The sequence below is a fragment of the Vibrio sp. B1-2 genome (assembly GCF_963888445.1).
GTDB classification, from domain to species: Bacteria; Pseudomonadota; Gammaproteobacteria; order Enterobacterales; family Vibrionaceae; genus Vibrio; species Vibrio anguillarum.
The window spans coordinates 162,385-186,450 of sequence record NZ_CAWPJH010000044.1 but is presented as its reverse complement, the minus strand read 5'-3'; the positions used below and the strand labels follow the sequence as shown (position 1 = coordinate 186,450).

Here is a 24,066-nt window from a genome sequence, read left to right as displayed (position 1 = left end):
TCATTAATTATGTTTAGAGCTTGAGAAACATCCATAAAAAAATCCAAGTGCATTAAATACACTTGGATTTTGACAGCTCTGAAGGATCGTTCAACCGATCACTTTGGCCTTAACTGATCGGCATTAGAGCAATTGAGCTCCGTTCTAACGATTATTTTAGGATCGCGATTATCTTAGAACTGTGACAGCTTATCGTAGCGCGAGTCTTTTAGTACATCCTTGACGCGTTTAAGATTTTCACGAAAACCAGAGCCACGGCGCAGGGTGAACCCAGTAGCCAGTACATCAATTACCGTCATTTGCACCACACGGCTTGCCATGGGCATATAGACGTCAGTATCTTCAGGTACGTCAAGAGAGATCGACAACGAGCTTGCTTTGTCCAGCGGTGAATCTTTTGCCGTAATCGCAATGACAGTCGCACCATTTTCGCGCGCAAGATTGGCTATTTCCACTTGGCTTTTAGTACGACCTGTATGCGAAATCAAAACAATTACGTCATTATCGGTACAGTTGATACAACTCATGCGTTGCATCACGATATCTTCAAAGCAAGTGATCGGAATGTTAAAGCGAATAAATTTGTTTTGGGCATCTTTTGCTACAGCAGAAGAGGCTCCTAAACCGAAGAAAGAGATCCGTTTTGCTTGCGTGAGTAAGTCAACTGCACGGTTAATTTGCATTGGATCCAAGCTGTTTTTAGCCACATCCAAACATGCCATAGTCGATTCGAAAATCTTATGGGTGTAGGCGTCTGGGCCATCATCTTCTTCAACATTTCGGTTTACATACGGAGTTCCGTTAGCAAGGCTTTGCGCTAAATGAAGCTTAAAGTCGGGAAAGCCTTTGGTGTCGAGTCGTCGACAAAAGCGGTTTACCGTTGGTTCACTGACATCGGCCATTTTGGCGAGCGTCGCAATACTTGAGTGAATCGCGGTTTGGGGCGAAGCCATAATTACTTCGGCGACTTTACGTTCCGACTTGCTAAAGTTTTCCAGATTTTTTTGAATTTTTTCTAATGTATTCATAGTGTTCACGCGGGCGAAGAGAACAACTCGTTGGTTTTACCCGGTCGCCCTTTGGGGGGATTGGAAATAACACATTTCCAAAAAGGTAAGTTAAACCAACGCCATGCAATGAGTATAAACCTAGGATGTAGATTTCCGTAACAATTCAAGTTAACAATTGATGAGAACATGACAAGCCTCAAACAAAATTTCATGAAAACTACAGAATTTAGATTTAAATCGATGATTAATGGAAATTTCCAGCTCATTAATGATGTATTAGTTACAGCAAAAAGAAATAAATTTTCAATTCGCTGTAACTTACAGGGATTCTAGCTGATGATTCTTTGAGCAAGAAGCTCAATTTTGGCCATCAAATTAGGCGCTAGCGTGGCAATATGTCGCTGCTCATCTAATATCGAGTGCAAGATAGCATGTGTTGTTAGCGGGTTGGCTAGTACCACGCGGAATACGATGGTATCAAGCTTGTCCCAGCGTTCTGGGTTTAAACGGGTTCGAGAGACAAATGAACGCCCCGTTTCCCTTTGTTTTTTCTGCACAAACTGGGTGATTTCATTTAGCAACGCGTTCAGTTCTGCTTTTTGATTGGGCAAGGCTTGTTGCAGTGCTTGGCGAACAAAAGCAGGAATATAACGATAGGTTAAAAGACACAGTTCGGGTTCAGAAATCAGCTCAAAGTCGTCTTGTTCTTTAATTAGATCGGCGAAATAGCGAGCTTTAGCTAGGCTTTGGTCAATCAATAATTCGTAGCCAGGGCGACTAATAATGTGCATGCTAGCGTACACCAACATGGCCATACCTGAACGAGAACCTTCTAACGTATGGCTGCCTAGATCTTTTGAACCTTTCCGCAAAATATACTGCGCATGGTGCTCAATCGAATGCATAGCATCAGGCTTTTTGAATAGTACCATGCCTGCACCCATAGGGATGTAGAGCTGTTTATGTGCATCAATTGTGACGGAGTCAGCCAACTCAATACCATTGAGTAAGTGTCGGTGATTATTCGACATTAATGTTGCACCGCCCCAAGCGGCGTCTACGTGAAAATGACAACCTTCTTGCTGACAAATATTGGCGATATCTCTTAAGGGATCAATGTTGCCTGTTTCTGTCGTTCCGGCGACGCCAACAACCGCAAAAGTTTTAATTTTCTGGCTTTTTAGGTGTGCCATTTGGGCTTTCAAATCTTGTGGGCATAAGCGGTTGTTGTGGTCGGTTTTTACACAAACCAAGCCTTCTTGGCCGATACCCAATACGTCAGCGGCTTTCTTTAAAGAGTAATGGCCACGATCAGACACTAAAATGGCTAACCCGTGGTAACCATAATGACGCATAGCTTTAAACAGCCCCTCTTTTTCGACGCCTTGGAAATCACCATCGGCTTTCAAAGCATTATTACGAGCCACCCACAATGCCGTGATATTGGCAATTGTTCCGCCAGAGCAAAATGCACCGAGCGAATGATTAGCGCTATGCATCCATTGGCTGTAAAAAGCGTCGTTTTTTTGATAGATCAAACGATGCAACATACCCAAAACCTGCCGTTCTAGCGGTGTAAACGCTTTTGACGTTTCAATTTTGACTAAGTTTTGATTCAGCGCAATCATGATCTTTGATAACGGCATCAAGAAATATGGCAGTGCAGATGTCATATGACCAATAAAGCTAGGAGCCGAGGTATGCACTGAATGAGCGACTAAATTATCCAACAAATGCTGAGTATGTTCTGAAACGAACTCCGGTGACTCTGGAATTTGCGGATTAGAGAAATCTTTTTCGATCTCTTTGAGTGGTTTTTCTTCAGCGACAATATGTTCACGCAAGAAGAGGTTCAAATTGCGCGATAGCTCTTGGTCTATTTTTGTCAGTGTTGAATCGGGGCCTTCGGGCACAGTGAAGATCCGTAACAAGCTCTCGAAACTCACATTTGCAGTTTTTTGTTCTGATACCATACAGCTTCGTTATTTTGATTTTATGGAATGCGAGCGGCACAATCTAAACGAAAACGGGACAGTTGTCCCGTCTTAATTCGGCTAGAGTAGAGGCGGCGACTAGTTACAGACTTTCTTTTCGATCAAGGCGATGGCATCGTTATATTTATTCAACGCAGCTTCGATCTGCTTCGGATGACTGAGCAATTCGGCTAAAGCTGAACGTAATTCATAGTTTTTTTCGTTAGGCTTTGCTTGGCGATCTTCATAGGTAATTTTAGCAATGTGGCCGAGATCATCACTGCGTGAGGCCAATACTTTAATGTCGTGCTGTTCTAGTTTTAACCAAGCTTCTACAGGTTGCGAGGTGGCGACTTTCGAAGGATCGTTGCTTAGGTAATAATGGACTGCCGCACGGCTTAATTCAAAGTGATGCTGGCGTCCTTGCAGAAACCATTGGCTAACTTCAGTAAGTTCAGGATATTGCGCGGTCGTTAAGTCTGCGAGATCACTATACCAATGGAGAGACGCGTCGACATAAGCGTCATATTTTTCGGATAAGCATTGGTTATCAGCAGCGAGAGCAACATTCGCTGAAGTTGAGAGCAGTAGGGCAACGAGAACACGTTTCATAAATCTTCCTTTGGGCTTTGTTATTGTGTGGGAGTTTTCTACTCCCTATTGTTAGTTTAAATGAAGGCTAAAGTGATTCCTGAGATCTAGCCTGCAAGTGATACAAAGAACAGCATAAGAATAGGCACCAGTAGGCTGAGAATAAACCCACTGACAATCGCGATCGGTACGCAACGAACCCCGCCAGTTGTCTGGATCACGGGCAAGGTGAAATCCATCGCGGTTGCCCCAGCATAGCCGATGGCAGAGCAAGGTTTGGTTCGGATTAGCATGGGGATCATCACTAAAGCAACCAGTTCTCTAAGTAGCTCTATCATGAAAGAGGCACCACCATAGACGGGGCCGAAAGCATCACCCATTAAAATCCCGGCAAGTGAATACCATCCAAAACCGGAAGCCATGGCTAGTCCTCGATAAATTGGGATATCAAGAATCATGGCCGCAATGATCCCCCCAATCCAAGAGGTCAATATAATGACTAATGCGATGACCATTCCGTATTTATTGAGCAAAATTTGTCGTAGAGTTAAACCACTATTTCTCAACTGAATACCAATAAAGAAAAGTAATACGAACAAGATCCATTCACTGGCAGTGCTCACCCAACTTAAATCGAATCCTAATACAACCCCAAGCGCCAATCCTCCACCGACAACCACAATCAGCTTTACGGATTCTAACGCCATGCTAGATAGTGGCAGTTTTGAATGGTTCGCATCGGTTTTTATGGGTAGGAATTTGTCAATAAAAGGCAAGACCAACAAGTTGCAAGCACCGATCATCAAGAAAAATACGGTGGTAAATTTGAGTATCAACTGTAGGTTACTGCCCAAGTTATCGAGGGCTGCCAAGCTTAAACCCATCAGAAACAGAATGACGTAAACTAACCAAGACGTGGCTTTATTTAATGCTGCTAGCCACTGTTGATTGGCAATAGAAAATAGATACCCCACTATTAGTGGGGCAAAAATAAATAACATCCCTGAGAACATCTCATCCTCTGATTATTTTGGGTTTAGAAGCCGCTTGCGTTGATCACATCATTGAGTTTTGATTTGAATTCAAGCTCACTAAGGTTACTTAAGTTGTATAGCACCTCAGCTCCGGTCGCATTTATTTCGACGTCATGCTCTTCAATCTCTTCATCTTGACGACGAAACAGTAAAAGATGGTGAGCAATACGTGCCACATCAAGGTAACTGACTTCGTGAGAAGATGCGACTAAAGATTGATTTCCTGCTACTTCAAGGAAATCTGAGTCGAACCCCCAACTTCTTAACACAAGCTGACTGGTTTTTGAACATCGCGACTGAAAAATCTGTAGGGCGATGTCTTGATCGAGATAGTTGCCTTTCTCAAGATATAAATGATATTCGTGTACCAGACAAAACAAGCCAATATCCGCAAGTAGACCGACAAGTAAGGCTTTTTCCTGCTCTAAATGTTGATATCGGCTTGGTTCTAGTTGTTTAAATGCGTGAGTTACCATCACCATGGTTGCGCCAAGCTCTCGTGATATGGCGGCGCTATTAACCAATATTTTATTGCATTCTTTGCTTAAGTTTACAGAGTGCTTTAATTGCTCAATCGCTTGGGCTGTTACAATGTCGCGTACTCGTAGTATGCCTAAGCGTGATACAGCCGTGACTAAATCCGTACAGGTAATATTTCGACGATTAAAGACAACAGAGTTTGCTACGCGTACTACAATTGCAGTCAGTCCGGGATCTTCAAGTAGACAATCGGCGACATCTGAAATTTCAGTAGATTCTAATGTGCATAAGCGCTGTATTTTTAGAACAACATCAGGAATAGGAGGAAGTGAAATTTTTCCTGTGCTGAGTGAGTGTTCAACCAATTGAGAAAATTCACTTTCTAACCCTTGGATGAGCATTTGATGATGATCTGGAAGCCAGTAAAAAGATAGATGATTCATAAATTTGTGCTCGATCTGTACTGAAGGCATTTTACCGTCTGCTAACCCAAATAAGCAATCAATTCACCGTCAATCGCATTAATTTGTTTTCTTGATGTATTAATCTTAATACGTTAATGGAAAGCGTATGTGTCAAAAAAATTTATTCATAAACACAATGATGTGATTTCCATCTCATAACTCTGCGCAGATATGTCTATTGATGTGATGTATGCCCAGACTTATTTTGTATCGTTAACTATGATAGTACCCATATTAAGCAAGCTAATACTAAACTACTACAAGCTTGTTACTAACTTACTCTTTTTATTCGCAAAAATACGCTGCTATCTGGTGATCACTATTAATCGGGGAACTTGATTAAGGATCAATGGATATGATTGAGCATGCATTTTTCAATTACGTTATTAAATTTGGCGCATTTCAAAAGCGTTCAATGTTTGGCGGTGTTGGGCTTTTCCAAAAAGAAGCGATGTATTCACTGATTAGTGAAGAGTCTGTTTTTATTCGTGGAGGTGAAGAGCTCGATGATGCACTCACAAAATTAGGTTGCGAAAAATACAAACACGTTAAAAAGCAGACCACTGCAACCGTTAATTATTATGATATTACTGAGCTTTTTGTGAGCAATCATGAGAGCCTAGATACGATCATTGAACGTTCCATCCGCTATTCTGTTGAGCAACGTAGCTTTCAAAAATCCTCTGCAAGTCGTCGACTACGTGATTTGCCAAACATGCAGTTAACGTTAGAGCGTATGGTTAAAAAAGCGGGCATCAATGATGTGGAAACGTTCATGCGCTTAGGTGCTCCTACGATATTTTCTAAAGTGAGAAAAACGTACGGTAGTGACGTCGATGTAAAACTACTGTGGAAGTTTGCTGGTGCGATCGAAGGCATTCATTGGAAATTGCTGCAAGAGCCTCGCAAGCGTCAATTATTAGAAAGCTGCTCATTACGCTGACAGTTTTGTAGCACAGTTATCAAATAAATAGTTATCAAATAAAAAGCCGAGTCTTACGTCTCGGCTTTTTATTGTATTTAGCTTACACCTAGAACTTAAAACGAGTCGTAAACATCAGTTGATCGCCGTAAGCATCATTGATGCGAGCCTCGGCACCGAGAGAGAAAAGTTCTGTAGAATGAAAACGGGCATAAACAGACGCAATCCAGTCATCATTGTCATCGATAGAAACAAAGCCACCTTTGCCACCAACTTCTAACTGTGGTCCAAGCCATTGACGTACGCCAAGGTTTAATTCCATTCCGGTATCGGTGCTTTTATTATCGCGGGTATCTACGACGCGTAATAGCATTTCACCCGTGAAGTCAGCCCAGTTGTTAATAGGAGCATGAAAGCCAAAACCTGCGGCTGCGTCAAAATCACCTTCAAACTCAGAGTCTATACGACCAATAACATGTGCATTTGGGTGAATTGATTTGCTCATCGCAGCACCAAAGGTGACTGGACTTGCTCCAATACGAGCTTCGATATAGTCGTAACTAAAATTGCTCATGACGGATGGGCTATTTCGGTCTATTTCTGCCAGTGTTTGGCCTGAGGCTAGCAGCAAAGCGGCTGCAATGATTGTTTTACGCATAGTCACTATAAACCTATATTTTTAGTTTATTTCCATGGTCAGTCGCGGAATACCCGCGGTGACATTAAAGAATTTAGACATCATAGTGCATAGATTGACATTGTCGCCATTAAAAAGTGTCATTCTTTTGTTGTCTTCGCAAAAAATAAGCAAAGAGAGTGCCATTTCTTCGTTAGGATATTTTATTCACCAAAACTGATGCGGTTTTGTGCGATCGCATTGAAGATTTTCTCGGCATCCAAGACTCTGGCCCAAGGCATTAAATCTGATTCGTTTTCAATCATATATTGTGTTAATTGATCTTTGATAACATCGCGAAGTTTGTTCCCATCCCAAGGTTTGGCTACATAAAAATGTAGGCTGGCATGATTCACCGCTTCTACGGTGTCTTCTAGCCCTGCTTGGCCTGTTAGTAGTACTTTGCGTGTATGTTGCGTCTCTTCATTGCGGCTTAATTCAATTAAGAAACTAATGCCTGTTTGTTCGGGCATAATGTGATCGCACAAAATTAAGGCCAGCTTGATATTTTGAGCTTGGTGATCGGCAATCACTTCTTTTGCCTCTGCAACAGATTCTGCGGCTTCTAAGATAAAAAACTCTTCAAATTCGTCGAGGTCTTGTATGACGCTGTCCAATACTTCACGTTCATCGTCCACGCATAAGATCAAAAATTTGTTCATGATATTCTCCTTAATCATCAGCACGACAAGTTATCGACTAACTGGCAGCCATACCGTCATCGTCGTGTATTTATCCTGTTCAGATTGAACATCGATCCAACCTTGATGCTGGTGGACTATTTGTTGGCAGACAGAAAGCCCAATACCGAGTCCAAAGTTACCTTCTTTTTTCGTCGTGTAATTTAATGTGAAGATACGCTCTTTCTGCTCGTACGGGATCCCACAACCATTATCCGTGAAACTGATGGTCACAAAAGATTGATTACCCTGTTTTGCTAATGTGGTTGCAATGTGCAGTACGCCATTGGCCGGAAAGGCATCAATAGCGTTTGAAATGAGGTTTGTCCATACTTGTTGTAAAGCAATCGGCTGACAGATAATCAAAGGTAAATCGGCATACTCTTTCTCGACTTTGTGGCGCTTAAGACGATTTTCGAAAATAACCAGAGTGTCTTCAATACCTTCATGAATATTGACCTTGTGCAGCGCTTCATCATCAGGGCGAGCATATCCTTTAAGGCTTCGTACCATATCGGCGATGCGTTGTGCACAAACATTGATAGAACGAAGTGTACTACCTGTTAGGAAATAGTTTTCTAACTGTTCCAGTGTTTCTAACGTTTTTTCGGGATCGTGTTTAGCCGATTGTCGGAGCACAAGATCATCATCCAGATTCAGCTTGACCAATTTTTTCGCGATCAAACGGTGATGAATGTCATTTTCTATCGCTTTAGCACGAGCCCGTTCTTCCGATGTAGACGTAGGTTTGGCTGAAAGTGCACTTCTTAATAGCTGGCTGCCTTTATGCTGAAGATTTTGATGTTCAGTCTCTTGGACTAAGTGCTCAATCTTGTCTGACAATGTTTCGGTTCCACGTAAAATTGCGGCGACAGGATTGTTTAGTTCATGAGCGACACCTGCAACAAGCTGACCGAGCATGGCCATTTTTTCCCGCTCGATTAATTGCTGATGCGCTGACTCAAGTGATTCGAGCGTTTTTTGTAGTTGCAATTTAGTGTTAATACTGCGTTGTAAGCGGCGGTTAAAATGGCGGAGCAGCAAGTTAGTAAATAGGGGCAATAGCCGAGTATCCGAATGCATGACTTTTGCAAACACATCTCGGTCTAGTTTAATCACATCGGTTTTAGTCAGGGTGACGGCAGTAGAAAAAGATTTCTCACCAGTCACAAAAGACATACCACCGACAATGTTGCCTTTTTTGTGGCGAACCACTTCTCTTTGTTGCCCTAAATCATCTTTTTTATACAGGGCTACTTCACCTTCAGTGATGAACCAAAGAAAGCGGTTCTCTTCTCCCTCTTTGGTAAGAAAGTGATTAGTGGAGTAGGTTCGGCAGGCGCGAGTTTCATCTTCATTTTCAAAAAATTGGTGTAAAGCACCAATTACTTGCTCAGCCAGTTCTGTATCAGAAAGCTTGTGGTAATCGGAGATAAAACCATCTCGATAACTGCGCATTTTATTATCGATGTGCGCGCGTAAGATGCGCTGTTGATCAAGTATTGTGCTGTAGTTGAGAATGTTGTCTTTATCATGATCTAAGATGTAGGTCGTGAGCTCTTTTTGGACGGTTTTATAGAGCACGTTATTTTGTAGTGGTTTAGTGAGACAGTGATCTAATCGCCCCTCATTGACGGCGGTGAGAATGGCTTGAATATCTTGTCCGCAGCTTATCAGCACTTTCCGCGCTGAACGCGTGTGGGTTGATTTATCGAGTTGAGTCAAAAAATCCGCACCATCAAACTGCTCATGGTGACTGGCAATGACCAATGCAATCGTTTGTTGCTGTTCGTGCAAATATTCTAGGGCTTGCTCAGCTTCATCTATGGTGTCCGCTGTATGAAGATCAAATTTAGTGGCGAACGGAGCTAACTCAGCTCGCAACTGTTCTGTGCTGATTGGGTTATTGTCTAAACAAAGTAGTGCGTAATGGTTCACACAAGCCTCTACTGTCATCGCTGTTTTGACTACTGTAGCAAGTATTACGCAGTGGGTTTGAGAGCTAGGTTTTAGAATTTCTCATCACATCTTAGCAATACTCTGACCTAACACCATGTTTTGGTTTTCAATTGTTTACGGTAGACTGGGTAAAATCTTCAGGAATAGAACACTATGAAACAGTTAAAAATCATTGGTGCGGTTGGTGGTGCTATCGTCTTAGCAGCATGCTGGCCGTTGGCTGTCGGACAAATCGGTGAAAAGGTGATCACTAACGGTATTGCAAATATCTCTTCAGGTTCAATCGAGGCGGACATTGTCAGTTATAAGCGCGGTTACCTTTCATCAACCGTGCAAACCCGCTATCAGATTGCAGATAAAACGCTCAAACAACAGTTGGTTGCCGATGGTTTACCGACCCAAGTTTTAGTCAATAGCGAGGTTAAGCATGGCCTGTTGAGTTTAACAGCAACATCCGTTATTGCTGATCAAGAAAATCTACCATTGACGATGACCAGTATCACGCAGTTGAATGGCAATACTCAATACACTGTGGCGCTAGACAGTTGGCACTACCAAAGTGAAGATGGCGAGATGACGTTCTCGACAACGCCCGCCACATTGAAAGGTGATATTTCGGTGCTAGGTGAAATCACTTATCAACTGAATGTTCCTTCTGTTGAGTTGGATTTTACCAGTGGTGAAAAAATGATGCTTTCACAGCTAACTGGTCAAGGTATAGGTAAACAAGATAAAGGCTTCTGGCTAGGACAACAGTCATTGGCGTTAGCAAAAATTAATCTTGTCGATGGCTTAGGTGAAAATACGCTGAGTATGGACAACATGCGTTATTCCTTTGATTCGGTATTAAAAGGAGAGCCTTCTCGTTTTGATAGTAATCACTTGATTGAGATGGATAAATTAACTTATAGCGAAGGCGAGGTGAAGGACCTCAATCTTGATTTTACCTTGGGTGATTTAGATGGTGACGCTTTTGAGAAGCTTTCAACGCTTTACCAAAACAGCCCAGAACTTTCTGATGAGGACATTCAGCAAGCACTACCTTATGTGCAATCATTATTCGAGAAAGGTTTTTATCTATCGATGAATAAAATGGCGCTAAAAGTCGGCCAAGGTGAGTTTGAATCAAACTGGAAGATAGCGGTTCCTGAAGGGACAAATAATGTGGTGCAAGATCCGAGTACCATTTTACCAGCCTTAACCGGCCACATTGATACCTTCATTTCTGACCAGCTGGTTGAAGATTTTCCTTTTATCCAGCAAGGTATTGATGAGCTTGTTGTGATGGAAATTATGCAGCAAACCGATCAAGGATATCGACTCCAAGCTGAACTGAAAGAGGGCAACTTGGAATTTGAAAATGGCAACCAAATGCCGCTATTGACACTATTACTTCCGGCATTGATGCGATAGCGAACGGCGCTCAAGCAAACGATTTCGCGAGTTTTAGCAATCAGTAAGAGAAAAGAGCCGATAGAAGCTCTTTTCTCGCTTTTTATCCACATCAAAAAGTGGTATTAATCACATTAATTGTCGATAGCAGGAGCAAGGAACTCATGGAATCAAATCAAGCGGGCCCAGTCTATAATTTCAGCGCAGGCCCAGCAGCCTTACCTAAAGCCGTGATGGAAAAAGCGCAAGCCGAGTTTATTAACTGGCACGAGCTTGGCACGTCCGTTATGGAAATTAGTCATCGCAGTAAACCTTTTATTCGCGTTGCTCAAGAAGCGGAGCAAGATCTGCGAGATTTGCTTAATATCCCGAGTAATTACAAAGTATTATTTTGTCAGGGTGGAGCGCGCGCTCAGTTTGCGGCGGTGCCTTTAAACTTATTAGGCGATGCGACTAAAGCGACCTATATTGATGCGGGTTACTGGGCTGAAAGTGCGGTCAAAGAAGCGAAGAAATATTGTGAAATCGATGTTTTCAACGCCAAAGTGACCAAAGAGGGCAAAACAGCGGTATTACCAGCTAGCGAATGGAAAATCGATCCTGAGTCGGCTTACGTGCATTTTTGTCCGAATGAAACGATAGATGGTATTGAGATTAATGATTTACCAGATACAGACAAACCGATTGTAGCTGATATGTCATCTACGATTTTGTCGCGCCAAATAGACGTCTCAAAGTACGGAGTCATTTATGCGGGAGCGCAGAAAAACATTGGGCCAGCGGGGATCTGTATTGCGATTGTTCGTGATGATTTGCTTGATTTAGCCAGTGATGTGCTACCGACTATATTGAATTATAAAGTGCAAGCTGAACAAGATTCTATGTTCAACACGCCGCCTACGTTTGCGTGGTATTTGTCGGGTCTCGTGTTCAAGTGGCTAAAAGGGCAGGGTGGTGTCGCGGCGATTGAGAAAATCAACCGCGAGAAAGCAGCGCTGCTTTATAACGCAATTGATGAGTCACCTTTCTATCGCAATACCATTCACCCAGACAACCGTTCACTGATGAATGTGCCTTTCCAATTAGTGAAACCAGAGTTGGATAGTACGTTTTTAGAGTTGGCTGAAGCGCGTGGTTTAGTCTCGCTGCAAGGTCACCGAGTCGCGGGTGGTATGCGTGCCTCGATTTACAATGCGATGACACTGGAAGGCGTTCAAGCCTTAGTTGATTTTATGCAAGAGTTTGAACAGCAGTACGCCTAACGTTTTTTGATGGTATCAAAAACGATATAACATAAAATACGACCTTAAAAAACAAAGCCCACTAAGTGGGCTTTGTCATTAATCGGCTAGATTGAAGAGCATTACAATTTGTCGGTTAACTCAATTGCTTGGCCAATATAGTTGGCTGGTGTCATCTCTTTCAAGCGTGCTTTTTCAGCTTCAGGTAGCGCAAGGCCATCAATAAAGTGGCGCATTGCTTCACCATCGACTCGCTTACCGCGCGTGAGTTCTTTCAATTTTTCGTACGGTTTTTCGATGCCGTAGCGGCGCATAACTGTTTGCACTGGTTCAGCAAGGACTTCCCAGTTTTTATCGAGCTCAGCAAGCAGCGCATCACGGTTCACTTCCAGTTTACTGATCCCTTTTAGCGTTGAAGTGTAGGCGATGATCGCATAACCAACACCCACACCAAGGTTACGCAGCACGGTTGAATCTGTTAAGTCACGTTGCCAGCGAGAAATAGGCAGCTTTTGTGCTAGGTGATTGAACACGGCATTAGCAAGGCCTAGGTTGCCTTCTGAGTTTTCAAAATCGATCGGGTTGACTTTATGTGGCATTGTCGATGAACCAATTTCACCCGCAATGGTTCTTTGTCTGAAGTGGCCCAAAGCGATATAGCCCCAAATGTCACGATCGAAGTCGATCAGAATAGTATTGAAGCGGGCAACGGCATCAAATAGCTCTGCGATGTAATCATGTGGCTCAATTTGTGTGGTATAAGGGTTCCACGCCACACCTAGCGATTCAGTGATAAACTCTTCACTAAAGGTATGCCAGTCGAGTTCTGGATAGGCTGAAAGGTGAGCGTTGTAGTTACCTACTGCGCCGTTTACTTTTGCGAGAATCTCGATATTGGCAATCTGCTTATATTGGCGTTCCATACGGTACGCTACGTTAGCCATCTCTTTACCCATAGTACTTGGTGATGCTGGCTGTCCGTGGGTACGAGACAATAACGGAATATCGCGATATTCTTCTGCTAAGTGACGAATCGCATCAATAATGTTGCGCATTTCAGGAAGAAGCACGGTATCGCGAGCTTCTTTGAGCATTAGCGCGTGAGATGTGTTGTTGATGTCTTCTGAAGTACAAGCAAAGTGAATGAATTCATTAACGGCGTGCAGCTCAGGAACACCCGCTACTTTTTCTTTTAAGAAATACTCTACAGCCTTAACATCATGGTTCGTTGTGCGTTCAATTTCTTTAATACGAGCGGCATCTTCTTCGCTAAAATTGTCTGCTATCGCATTAAGAAATTGATTTGCTTCATCACTGAATGCTGGAACTTCGGCAATTCCAGCAGTGGCTGAAAGCTTCTGTAACCAACGAATTTCAACAATGGTCCGATACTTGAGGAGACCAAACTCACTAAAGATACTGCGTAACGCAATCGTTTTACTTCCGTAGCGGCCGTCTACCGGTGAAACAGCAGTCAAGGCTGACAGTTCCATGTTTTTCTCCTGAATTTTGAGGTTAAGTGTGAGAGTGAATTCTTTGCGTCAATATTAGACTCGAGCTAATAAAATCTGAGCTTGTTCGATCATTTTCTTACGACCGAAGATCAGATGGCGACGCTTTCCTCCAACCTGACGCCACAAGACAGCGCAACGAATTCCTGAAAGGAGTAAGGCGCGCACTTTGTGCTGGGTTGAAGTTTGTTGAAGTATGGTAGGGGTTCCAGTGACTTGGATTCTCGGGCCAATAGGGCTGATAACATCCAAGTAGATACTGGCAAGGTTGCTGATCATCTGATCATCAAGCAAGTCAAAGTGGTTGACTTGACGTTCAATCGTTTGAATACGATCGCCCAGCTGTGACATCGCATCACGACGAGCGCTTAATTTACGCTCTAATGCCATCAGGCTAATGATATAGCGAGTGATTTCACTCCCTGATGGCGTGCTATCAATACCTTTCACCAAACATTCGAGGCCAATTTTTAAGTTGGCCTCAGAGCCGAAGACATCAAGTGTATTGTTTGGATTAGTACTTAAGATAGCCGTTAGAGAAGTTTCAAACGCGTCTGAATCACAGTGACCATTTTTTGCTACGTGTTGCACTAAAGCGACAGCTTGGCAGATACCCGCAAAAGCGATGGTACGGTCATAAAGGGTGTTAGCCACGTTTATTACTCCTAAGTTGTTTAAATTCGCTGCTCAATAATTCCACCGCCAAGACACACATCGCCTTGATAGAAAACCGCGGATTGACCAGGCGTGACGGCCACTTGTGGCTCATCAAAAATGACTTTAATGTTTTCATCATCAATAGGGATGATGGTACACGCTATATCCGTTTGACGGTAACGTGTTTTTACCGTGCAGCTTAGCGTTGCTTGGATTGGTGTACGATCAACCCAGTGTAATTGGGAAGCGATCAAGCCATGAGATTTCAATAATGGGTGATCAGCGCCTTGGACTGCAATCAAAACGTTACGTTTAAGATCTTTATCAGCGACATACCATGGGTCTTCGTTACCGCCACCGCCTTTTTGGCCACCAATGTGTAACCCTTTGCGTTGACCTAAAGTGTGGTACATCAGGCCTTGATGTTCACCAATAACGAGACCTTCTGGTGTTTCAATTTTACCCGGTTGTGCTGGTAAATAGCGAGACAAGAAGTCGGTAAATTTGCGCTCGCCGATGAAACAGATACCAGTTGAATCTTTTTTCTTCGCCGTCACCAAACCTTGTTCTTCCGCAATGCGTCGAACTTCGGGTTTTTCTAAATCACCGACAGGAAATAAGCTACGAGCCACTTGTTCATGGCTTAGTGTATAGAGGAAGTAGCTTTGGTCTTTGTTGTTGTCCAAGCCGCGCAGCATTTTTGGTTTGTCATTACCTTCAGGGAAGGTGCGTCGAACATAGTGGCCCATGGCGATATAATCGGCATCTAGCACTTCATCTGCAAACTCTAAAAAGGCTTTAAACTTGATTTCTTTGTTACAAAGAATGTCTGGGTTGGGAGTTCGCCCTGCTTTATATTCCTCAAGGAAATATTCAAATACGTTGTCCCAATATTCGGCGGCAAAATTAATGGTATGAAGAGGGATGTCTAACTTATCGCACACGGCTTGTGCATCGGCTAAATCTTCCGCCGCTGTACAATATTCCTCGTTATCATCTTCTTCCCAGTTCTTCATGAACAGGCCTTCGACTTGATAACCTTGCTCTTTGAGAAGATACGCCGAAACGGAGGAGTCAACACCACCGGACATGCCGACGATGACTTTCTTTTGGCTGTTTGCGCTGCGGTTGTCTGACATTACTTAATACCACTCAATTGACTTGGTCGCAGATTCTAGCAGAAAGATTTTCGTCGCGACAGATCCGAGACAGCAATCACACTTCTATCTGGTTTAATTGGCGTCGTATCTGTCAATGTCAGCAGAAATTAGTTTTAGAATTCTACAATGGCTTATGGCATAGTGCGTGCCATTTTAAAGCGTAACAAAAGGCCACAAAATGCAAGATGACAATCAGATTATGGATGACGCGTTCCTCATTGAAACAGTAGAGAATCAACTCGCGGACGGAAATCCGTTAAAGGTCAAAGAAACCTTGATGCGCTTGATGATGACAGGTCACTCAAGGGAGGATGCCGTTGCCTCTATTGCTTGTGCGCTTGCAATTGAGATTTTTGATGTGATGAAAAACGAAGGGCAATTTGACCTAAAACGCTATTCAGAGCATTTAGATAGGTTACCTGATCTCAGCTTTATGGAAGGTGAATAAAAATAATCAAGAGCAAACGTTTGCTATAATTGCCTTAGTTGCCGCGCTAATGGGTGCGCGGTAGAATCGCGCATCTTTTTCTCCTCTACTCAGACTGACGTTATGAAATTTCCTGGCCAACGCAAATCAAAGCATTACTTTCCTGTTCATGCACGTGACCCACTTGTTATCCAAGCACAAGAAAATAAAAAAATGTCACGTACACATATTATTGGTATTGACCAGACCTTGGTGGATATAGAAGCGAAAGTAAATACTGACCTCATCGAAAAATATGAGCTTAGTAAAGGCCATTCGTTAGTGATTGACGATCAGAAGGCCGAAGCGTTGTACACTGAGCTCAAACAAAATGGTCTGATTACTAACGAATATGCTGGGGGAACGATTGGCAACACATTACACAATTATTCGGTGCTGGCAGATGATCGCTCAACGTTGTTAGGTGTGATGAGTCAAGATATAAAAATTGGTAGCTACGGTTATCGTTATTTATGTAATACATCAAGTCGGATGGATCTGAATTATTTACAAGCGGTCGATGGAGCGATTGGGCGCTGCTTTGCCTTGATCACAGAGGATGGAGAAAGAACCTTTGCTATTAGTGAAGGGCAAATGAACCAACTTCGCGCAGAAAGTGTTCCAGAAAAAATATTTAAAAGTGCTTCAGCCTTAGTATTGACTGCTTATTTAATTCGCTGCAAAACTGGTGATCCAATGCCAGAGGCAACAATGAGAGCGATTGAATATGCTAAGAAATATGATGTACCTGTTGTTTTAACCTTAGGTACTAAATTTGTTATTCAAGATGACCCTCAATTTTGGCAAAATTTTTTGCGTGATCATGTCACTGTTGTTGCCATGAATGAAGATGAAGCCGAAGCATTAACCGGGGAAAGTGATCCTCTTGCAGCGTCAAATAAAGCTTTAGATTGGGTCGATCTTGTATTATGCACCGCAGGACCAGTCGGTTTATTTATGGCAGGATATACTGAAGATGCAGCGAAACGTGAAACATCGTTGCCACTATTACCTGGTTCTATTGCTGAATTCAATCGTTATGAATTTAGTCGCCCAGCATCAAAAATAAGTTGTGAAAATCCGATACGTGTTTATTCTCATATTTCACCGTATATGGGTGGGCCTGAGAAAATTAAAAATACTAATGGTGCGGGAGATGCGGCGTTGTCGGCATTGCTTCATGATATGGCAGCCAATAAATATCATAAAGAGAACGTCCCTAATTCGAGCAAGCATCAGAATAACTTTTTAACCTATTCATCCTTCTCGCAAGTTTGCAAATATTCCAACCGTGCCAGTTATGAGGTGCTAGCCCAGCATTCACCTCGTCTGTCCCGTGGTTTACCTGAACGTGAAGACAGCTTAGAAGAAGCGTATTGGGAAAGATAAAAAATTAAAATAATAAAAAGGCTCCGTTAGGAGCCTTTTTATTTGCTAAAGAGTTATTAAATCTCGAATTCGTCTAGAGATTTACCTGCATCAAGTTGCTCTTGAATTGCAGAAGGTGTGCGACCTTGACCTGTCCATGTTTTTTCTTGGCCATTGGCATCAAGATATTTGTATTTTGCTGGACGAGGTGCGCGTTTGCCTTGAACTTTAACTTTGTTCTTAGTTTCACCAGAAAGTGCAGAAATTAATGCACTTACATCAATACCGTCTTTGGCAATCTGTTCTGCAATCGCAGCCAGCTTAGCTTCTTGTTCTGCGCGAGCAGAGCGTTCTTCTTCTTCCGCTTCTCTGCGTTCTTGAACAACGATCGTTAATTTATCTAGTGCTTCTTCAAGCTGCTCTAGAGTGAGTTCACGAGAAAAAGCGCGTAGGCTACGAATATTAAGTAGAGTTTTTGTTAATTCAGACATGACTATTCCTATTTGATTTAATTTAGTCGACACAGCAATAATAAACTGCTGAATTGGTACTTACAATATTAGATTCAAATATTAATGAAAATTTTATAGATAAATAAAAATCAAAAAAATATGAACTTGTTAGTGATGAGCTAATTTCATACATAAGTAGTAGTATCAAGAAGATCATCAATGATTTTTAGATAAACTTATAATTAATGTTTTTTATTATAATCTTCGTGATATTCATTGCACCACATTATGAAAGAAGTCTCAATGTTTCTTAATGAATGTGACCAATAATTGATGCACTTTGATGACATGATCGGTTGCAATGCATTCGTTGTTAAGTACAATGTCATTTACCTAAAGCGAAGTAAGACATTTATCATTGTTAAAATGACTTAATAACGGTGATTTATTGTACTTTCTTTGACGTAGAGGTGCGGTAAAAAATAGTAACTTTTGTTGGGGTAATGCCAATGAACAAAAGTGAAAGGTTTTATCGCCGAAGTAAGTATGCACATTAAAGCAGCTTGCTGGGGTTGTATTCGAATAGGAACAACACTGCCATAGTCTATTCTTTTTTTAAACTATGGAGCGCTACTGTAGGGTTGGGTGAAGTGTTCGCTTCCCTTTCGCTTAGTTCAACATGAATTACGTGGTTATCTTAGCTCGTAATTTGTCTGCAGTAGATCTCTAACCATTTACTTACTGGTTTTTGAAGATCATGAATTTAATCGATTTTGCATCATCTCCTCTGTCGCTGTTACCGCCTCTGGTAGCATTAAGTTTGGCTGTTCTTACACGCAGAGTACTTGTTTCATTAGGTGTCGGTATTGTATTAGGCGCGGTATTACTCGCGGATTATTCTTTTGGTAGTGCATTCAGTTATGTTGCTACTAAGGTATCAAGCGTCTTTGTTGCTGATGGCGGCATTAACACTTGGAATATGAGTATCGTCGGGTTTTTGCTTTTATTAGGTATGATGACCGCGTTATTAACTTTGTCTGGCGGTACTCGTGCTTTTGCCGAATGGGCACAAGTCCGCGTAAAAAGTAAACGTGGCTCAAAACTGCTGGCGGCATTTTTGGGTGTGTTTATTTTCGTTGATGATTATTTTAACAGTTTAGCCGTAGGTTCTATTTCTCGTCCTGTGACTGACCGCTTTTATGTATCTCGCGCTAAACTTGCCTATATCCTTGATTCAACTGCAGCACCAATGTGCGTTGTGATGCCAGCTTCTAGCTGGGGCGCGTACATTATGACGATTATTGGCGGTATTCTCGTTTCTCACGGGATTACCGAATATTCGGCATTGGGCGCGTACATGCGTTTAGTACCAATGAATTTTTATGCCATTTTTGCATTACTGATGGTGTTTGCGGTGGTGTGGTTCCAATTAGATATTGGTCAAATGCGCCAGCATGAAATTAATGCCTCCCAAGGCCGTGGATTTGACGACGCAAATGAAAACGATAGCCAAGACGCACATGAGTTAAATGAAGAGCTTGATATCAAAGAGAGCGAACATGGCAAAGTGTTGGATCTGGTTCTGCCTATCGTATTACTCATCATTGCAACGGTTTCAGCCATGTTATTTACGGGTGGTAAATCTTTAGCCGCAGACGGTAAAGCATTTGATCTACTGGGTGCGTTTGAAAACACCAATGTTGGCGCTTCATTGATTTACGGCGGGCTAGTTGGCTTGGCGATGGCTCTGTTTACTGTGTTTAAGCAAAAGCTGCCAATGAATGACATCAGTAATACATTGTGGATCGGTGCTAAATCGATGTTTGGTGCGATTTTGATCCTGATTTTTGCGTGGACAATTGGCTCTGTTATTGGGGACATGAAAACCGGTGCGTACATGTCATCTTTGGTTCAAGGTAATATTGATCCGCATTGGCTACCGGTCATCTTATTCTTACTATCGGGCGTGATGGCGTTTTCAACCGGCACTTCTTGGGGAACGTTTGGCATCATGTTGCCCATTGCTGGAGATATGGCCGCGGCGACCGATATCGCTCTAATACTCCCTATGCTGAGCGCGGTGCTCGCTGGTTCCGTTTTTGGTGACCACTGTTCTCCTATTTCTGACACCACCATTTTATCGTCGACAGGCGCGCGTTGTAATCATATCGATCACGTTGCGACACAATTGCCGTATGCACTGGCTACGGCCTTGGTTTCGAGTGTCGGTTTTGTTGTTTTAGGAATGACAGCGTCAGTGCTGATCTCGTTGGCTTGTGCTTCTGTTGCATTTATCATTGTGTGCATGATTATGGCCGCTATGGCGAAATCAAAAATGACACATTGCGAGACGTTGTAGCTGTATTTTGGTTAAATAGAGTTGATAAAAGGGAAACGAAAGTTTCCCTTTTTTATTACTGGTGCACGACGGCGAAAAAAGATTTTAAAAAAGCAAAATTTTTAGTTGAAAAAGAACATCAGCTTGGTTAGTGTGGAGTCAAGACAGCAAACCAATAAGAGCTGATAAGTATGCGTAATTTTGTAATGAACATTCATCATCACCATCACCCTAAATAATCTTTCGGGGAGATGTACGCATACCCGGGAGGCAGGAAACTCCCGGTGGTTAAGTCAAAGCATTTAGATTAAAACCCTCGGGAGAACGCAAATCTCCCGAGGGTTTTTTCATTTTGCTTTAACTCAATTCCAAATACATTCAATACATTGCACAGGGAAATTGTCATGCAAACACAACGCCTAAGAATTGCCATCCAGAAGAAAGGTCGCTTGAGCTCAGAGTGCCAAGACTTACTTAAAAAATGCGGCGTAAAATTCAATATTATGGGTGAGCGTCTTGTCGTTCACTCTCTCAATATGCCGATCGACCTACTGCTAGTGCGTGATGACGACATACCCGGGCTGGTGATGGACGGTGTGGTTGATCTCGGTTTCATTGGTGAGAATGAGCTGGAAGAGGTGCGTTTAGAACGCTTGTCGCAAAATAAGAAAAGTGAGTTTGTTTCACTGCGCCGTCTTGATTTTGGTGGCTGCCGCTTATCCATCGCGATCAATAAAGACCAGCAGTACAACGGCCCTCAAGATTTGGCGGGTAAACGCATCGCCACAACTTATCCGCAGTTACTCAAAGCGTACATGGATGAAAAGGGCATTGATTTTAGCACTTGTGTGCTCACCGGTTCTGTTGAGGTTGCGCCACGAGCTGGCCTAGCTGATGCGATTGCTGACCTTGTTTCTACTGGCGCAACATTAGAAGCGAATGGTCTCAAAGAGGCTGAAGTTATCTTCCAATCCAAAGCAACACTCATTCAGCGTCAAGGTGAATTCAGTGAAGATAAGCAAGCATTGATTGCTCGGTTATTGACGCGTATGCAAGGTGTGATTCAAGCCAAAGAGTCCAAATACATCATGCTGCATGCTCCGGTTGATCAATTAGAAGCAATTAAAGATTTACTTCCGGGAGCGGAAGACCCAACAGTGCTGCCTTTATCGGCGGAGAAAAATCGCGTTGCAGTGCATGTGGTCAGTACCGAGAACCTATTTTGGGAAACCATGGAGCGCCTAAAAGCATTAGGGGCGAGTTCTATTTTGGTTTTACCTATCGATAAAATGATGGAGTAACGGCGATGAGAACTGTCGTTTGGCAATCGTTGAGTGAAACTCAGCAAGATTCAATTTTAGAACGCCCGGCTATTACTGAAGGAGCTAATGTCACTGCTGCCGTGAGCGCCGTGATTGCGCAGGTGAAAGCGCAAGGTGACCAAGCGTTAATTGAGTTAACTGAAAAATTTGACCGCGTGAAACCGGATTCAATTCGCGTCTCAAGTGGTGAGATTGATGCGGCGTGCGAGCGTCTTTCTGACAAGATGAAACAAGCACTTCAACAAGCTTATGAGAATATTACTAAGTTCCATAAAGCACAAAAGCTGCAACCGATCAAAGTAGAAACGCAGCCGGGAGTGGTGTGTGAACAAGTCACGCGTCCAATTAATACGGTGGGCTTATACATTCCCGGAGGCAGTGCGCCTTTACCTTCTACCGTATTAATGTTGGGTGTTCCTGCACAAATTGCAGGGTGTCGTAAAGTGGTGCTCTGCTCACCGCCACCGATTGCGGACGAAATCCTCTACGTGGCCAAGCTGTGTAACATTGATGAGGTGTACAACATTGGTGGTGGTCAAGCGATTGCAGCAATGGCTTATGGGACTAAATCCGTTGCTAAAGTAGACAAAATCTTCGGCCCCGGTAATGCCTACGTGACAGAAGCAAAACGTCAAGTGAGTAATGATTTTCGCGGTGCAGCGATTGATATGCCAGCGGGTCCTTCGGAAGTGTTGGTGATTGCTGATGATACGGCTGATGCCGATTTCATCGCGGCTGATCTGCTTAGCCAAGCTGAGCACGGACCTGATTCACAAGTTGTGTTAGTGACCCCTTCAGCGGTGATTGCCGATCAAGTAACAGATGCAGTGCAAAAGCAGCTAAAAAGCTTATCTCGCGCCGCCATTGCAGAAAAGGCCTTGGCTTCTAGTTTGATCATTATCGCTGAGTCTTTGACCCAAGCGGTTTCTATCTCGAACTACTACGGCCCTGAACACTTAATTGTGCAAACGCGGAACCCTCGTGAGCTGTTGCCGTTACTTGATAACGCTGGCTCAATTTTCTTAGGTGAGTGGTCACCAGAATCAGCTGGTGACTACGCTTCGGGTACCAACCACGTTTTACCAACATACGGTTACACGCGTACTTATTCTAGCCTTGGTTTAGCTGATTTTAGTAAGCGCATGACGGTGCAAGAACTCAGCGCAGAGGGCTTACAAGGGTTAGCGCCAACCGTGGTCACAATGGCAGAAGCTGAAGGATTGGATGCACACAAACGTGCGGTCACCATTCGAGTCGAAAAATTGCAAAAGGCGAAAAAATAATGGAAAAACTGGCTCGTAAGCAAATTCAAGCACTGAAACCTTACTTATCGGCTCGCCGTATTGGCGGCAGTGGTGATGTGTGGCTCAATGCCAACGAATCGCCATTCAATAATGAGTACAAAACCGATTTTGTGCGTTTGAACCGTTACAGTGATTGCCAACCCAAAGCTATGATCGATGCGTATGCGGCTTATGCCAAGGTACAGCCAGAGCAGGTGTTGACCTCACGTGGTGCCGATGAAGGGATTGAACTTTTGATCCGCGCATTTTGTGAGCCCAATCAAGACGCTATTTTATACTGTCCGCCGACTTATGGTATGTACGCGATTAGCGCTGAAACGTTCGGTGTCGAGCGTAAAGTTGTGCCATTAACAGAGGATTGGCAGCTCGACCTGTCAGCCATTCGTGCCAGTTTGGACTGCGTGAAGTTGATCTTCGTTTGTAGTCCTAATAATCCAACCGGCAATTTGGTTAAGCGCCAAGATATTATTGCTTTGCTGGAAATGACTAAAGACCGCGCTATTGTTGTGATGGATGAAGCCTACATTGATTTCTGTCCAGAAGCCTCAACCGTTGATTTATTAGCGCAATACCCGAATTTGGCGATTTTACGCACCTTATCCAAAGCGTTTGCGCTTGCAGGTTTGCGCTGCGGTTTTACCTTGGCCAATAAAGAGCTGATTGATGTGCTGCAGAAGGTAATTGCACCTTATCCCGTGCCAATTCCGGTAGCAGACATTGCCGTGCAAGCGTTATCGGAAGCTGGGCTGGCTCGTACCAAATTCCAAGTGTTGGATCTCAATGCAAACCGTGCTTACTTACAAGCAGGGTTGTATATGGTGCCCAATTTAACTGTGTTTGAAGGGTGGGGAAACTACCTATTAGTGAAATTCCCCGATGGCGATGCATTGTTTAAAGCCGCTTGGGATCACGGCATTATTTTACGCAATTCTCCGATTGAAAATTGCGTGAGGATCAGTATCGGTAATCGCGAAGAGTGTGAAAAAACACTCGCTTTTATTCGCAATTATTATCAGTAATCGAGCACCATAAATAGCCAAAAATGAATAAGAGCCAGTCGTTTAAG

The 24,066-nt window shown here is 43.1% G+C and carries 21 protein-coding genes, 1 riboswitch and 1 other annotated feature; of the genes, 9 read left to right on the top strand and 12 right to left on the bottom strand.

Annotation, left to right across the window (positions count from 1 at the left end; genetic code table 11):
* Positions 1-173: 173 nt before the first annotated feature.
* The 5 genes from AACQ75_RS17495 to AACQ75_RS17475 all read right to left on the bottom strand — a co-directional run bounded on the left by AACQ75_RS17495 (position 174) and on the right by AACQ75_RS17475 (position 5,531).
* Entirely contained in the window at positions 174-1,028 is an 855-nt protein-coding gene (locus AACQ75_RS17495) for a MurR/RpiR family transcriptional regulator (protein WP_010320194.1), read from the bottom strand.
* 311 nt (positions 1,029-1,339) lie between these two features.
* Complete coding sequence (gene panP / locus AACQ75_RS17490; RefSeq protein WP_096036448.1) at positions 1,340-2,983, bottom strand: pyridoxal-dependent aspartate 1-decarboxylase PanP; 1,644 nt, start codon at positions 2,981-2,983, stop codon at positions 1,340-1,342.
* A gap of 99 nt (positions 2,984-3,082) precedes the next feature.
* The gene (locus AACQ75_RS17485) at positions 3,083-3,595 is read right to left on the bottom strand and encodes a hypothetical protein (protein ID WP_013857115.1); all 513 of its coding nucleotides are present in this window, start codon (positions 3,593-3,595) and stop codon (positions 3,083-3,085) included.
* Between the two features lie 86 nt (positions 3,596-3,681).
* Positions 3,682-4,587 (bottom strand): lysine exporter LysO family protein, encoded by a 906-nt coding sequence (locus tag AACQ75_RS17480; protein WP_017047741.1) that lies wholly within the window; start codon positions 4,585-4,587, stop codon positions 3,682-3,684.
* A 23-nt stretch (positions 4,588-4,610) separates the two neighbouring features.
* Complete coding sequence (locus tag AACQ75_RS17475; protein ID WP_026028826.1) at positions 4,611-5,531, bottom strand: HDOD domain-containing protein; 921 nt, start codon at positions 5,529-5,531, stop codon at positions 4,611-4,613.
* Between the two features lie 370 nt (positions 5,532-5,901).
* Here AACQ75_RS17475 and AACQ75_RS17470 point away from each other — a divergent pair, with 370 nt between their 5' ends.
* A complete protein-coding gene (locus AACQ75_RS17470; RefSeq protein WP_013857112.1) occupies positions 5,902-6,495 on the top strand; it encodes a TfoX/Sxy family DNA transformation protein in 594 nt (197 codons plus the stop codon).
* An 88-nt stretch (positions 6,496-6,583) separates the two neighbouring features.
* Here AACQ75_RS17470 and AACQ75_RS17465 read toward each other — a convergent pair whose 3' ends face one another.
* From AACQ75_RS17465 to AACQ75_RS17455, 3 genes are all read right to left on the bottom strand, one after another.
* Positions 6,584-7,132, bottom strand: a complete 549-nt coding sequence (locus AACQ75_RS17465; RefSeq protein ID WP_026028034.1) for a hypothetical protein — start codon at positions 7,130-7,132, stop codon at positions 6,584-6,586.
* A 182-nt stretch (positions 7,133-7,314) separates the two neighbouring features.
* The gene (locus AACQ75_RS17460; protein WP_026028033.1) at positions 7,315-7,812 is read right to left on the bottom strand and encodes a response regulator; all 498 of its coding nucleotides are present in this window, start codon (positions 7,810-7,812) and stop codon (positions 7,315-7,317) included.
* Positions 7,813-7,842: 30 nt separating this feature from the next.
* A complete protein-coding gene (locus AACQ75_RS17455) occupies positions 7,843-9,768 on the bottom strand; it encodes an ATP-binding protein (RefSeq protein ID WP_170889145.1) in 1,926 nt (641 codons plus the stop codon).
* Positions 9,769-9,942: 174 nt separating this feature from the next.
* On the opposite strand from AACQ75_RS17455, the gene AACQ75_RS17450 reads away from it, so the two are divergent.
* Entirely contained in the window at positions 9,943-11,202 is a 1,260-nt protein-coding gene (locus AACQ75_RS17450) for a DUF945 family protein (RefSeq protein ID WP_170889144.1), read from the top strand.
* 143 nt (positions 11,203-11,345) lie between these two features.
* Positions 11,346-12,443: a 3-phosphoserine/phosphohydroxythreonine transaminase gene (gene serC, locus AACQ75_RS17445; RefSeq protein WP_026027606.1), complete on the top strand. Its 1,098-nt coding sequence runs from the start codon at positions 11,346-11,348 to the stop codon at positions 12,441-12,443.
* 101 nt (positions 12,444-12,544) lie between these two features.
* Here serC and purB read toward each other — a convergent pair whose 3' ends face one another.
* From purB to mnmA, 3 genes are read right to left on the bottom strand one after another with little or no spacing between them, the layout of a single operon-like run.
* A complete protein-coding gene (gene purB, locus AACQ75_RS17440) occupies positions 12,545-13,915 on the bottom strand; it encodes an adenylosuccinate lyase (RefSeq protein ID WP_013857106.1) in 1,371 nt (456 codons plus the stop codon).
* A gap of 54 nt (positions 13,916-13,969) precedes the next feature.
* Entirely contained in the window at positions 13,970-14,587 is a 618-nt protein-coding gene (gene hflD / locus AACQ75_RS17435; RefSeq protein ID WP_013857105.1) for a high frequency lysogenization protein HflD, read from the bottom strand.
* A gap of 20 nt (positions 14,588-14,607) precedes the next feature.
* Positions 14,608-15,729 carry a tRNA 2-thiouridine(34) synthase MnmA gene (gene mnmA / locus AACQ75_RS17430; protein ID WP_017043901.1) on the bottom strand — a complete coding sequence of 374 codons (1,122 nt, stop codon included), beginning with the start codon at positions 15,727-15,729 and terminating at the stop codon, positions 14,608-14,610.
* A gap of 199 nt (positions 15,730-15,928) precedes the next feature.
* Between mnmA and AACQ75_RS17425 the strand changes: the two genes are divergently transcribed.
* Positions 15,929-16,198 carry a hypothetical protein gene (locus AACQ75_RS17425; RefSeq protein ID WP_013857103.1) on the top strand — a complete coding sequence of 90 codons (270 nt, stop codon included), beginning with the start codon at positions 15,929-15,931 and terminating at the stop codon, positions 16,196-16,198.
* A 102-nt stretch (positions 16,199-16,300) separates the two neighbouring features.
* Positions 16,301-17,605 carry an inosine/guanosine kinase gene (locus AACQ75_RS17420; protein ID WP_013857102.1) on the top strand — a complete coding sequence of 435 codons (1,305 nt, stop codon included), beginning with the start codon at positions 16,301-16,303 and terminating at the stop codon, positions 17,603-17,605.
* A 56-nt stretch (positions 17,606-17,661) separates the two neighbouring features.
* Here the strand turns inward: AACQ75_RS17420 and AACQ75_RS17415 are convergent, their stop codons facing one another.
* Positions 17,662-18,075 carry an H-NS family histone-like protein gene (locus AACQ75_RS17415; protein WP_170889143.1) on the bottom strand — a complete coding sequence of 138 codons (414 nt, stop codon included), beginning with the start codon at positions 18,073-18,075 and terminating at the stop codon, positions 17,662-17,664.
* Between the two features lie 418 nt (positions 18,076-18,493).
* A riboswitch (Lysine riboswitch) is annotated at positions 18,494-18,677 on the top strand.
* Positions 18,678-18,793: 116 nt separating this feature from the next.
* Here AACQ75_RS17415 and AACQ75_RS17410 point away from each other — a divergent pair.
* The 4 genes from AACQ75_RS17410 (at position 18,794) to hisC (ending at position 24,019) form a co-directional block, all read left to right on the top strand.
* Positions 18,794-20,395, top strand: coding sequence for a Na+/H+ antiporter NhaC family protein (locus tag AACQ75_RS17410; RefSeq protein ID WP_170889142.1), 1,602 nt, complete (start codon positions 18,794-18,796; stop codon positions 20,393-20,395).
* 193 nt (positions 20,396-20,588) lie between these two features.
* Positions 20,589-20,725, top strand: a sequence feature (His leader region).
* Between the two features lie 53 nt (positions 20,726-20,778).
* A complete protein-coding gene (gene hisG / locus AACQ75_RS17405; RefSeq protein ID WP_026027608.1) occupies positions 20,779-21,675 on the top strand; it encodes an ATP phosphoribosyltransferase in 897 nt (298 codons plus the stop codon).
* 5 nt (positions 21,676-21,680) lie between these two features.
* Positions 21,681-22,979, top strand: coding sequence for a histidinol dehydrogenase (gene hisD, locus AACQ75_RS17400; RefSeq protein WP_013857097.1), 1,299 nt, complete (start codon positions 21,681-21,683; stop codon positions 22,977-22,979).
* Positions 22,979-24,019: a histidinol-phosphate transaminase gene (hisC, locus tag AACQ75_RS17395; RefSeq protein ID WP_170889141.1), complete on the top strand. Its 1,041-nt coding sequence runs from the start codon at positions 22,979-22,981 to the stop codon at positions 24,017-24,019. The genes hisD and hisC overlap by 1 nt, the downstream gene beginning before the upstream one ends.
* Positions 24,020-24,066: the final 47 nt, after the last annotated feature.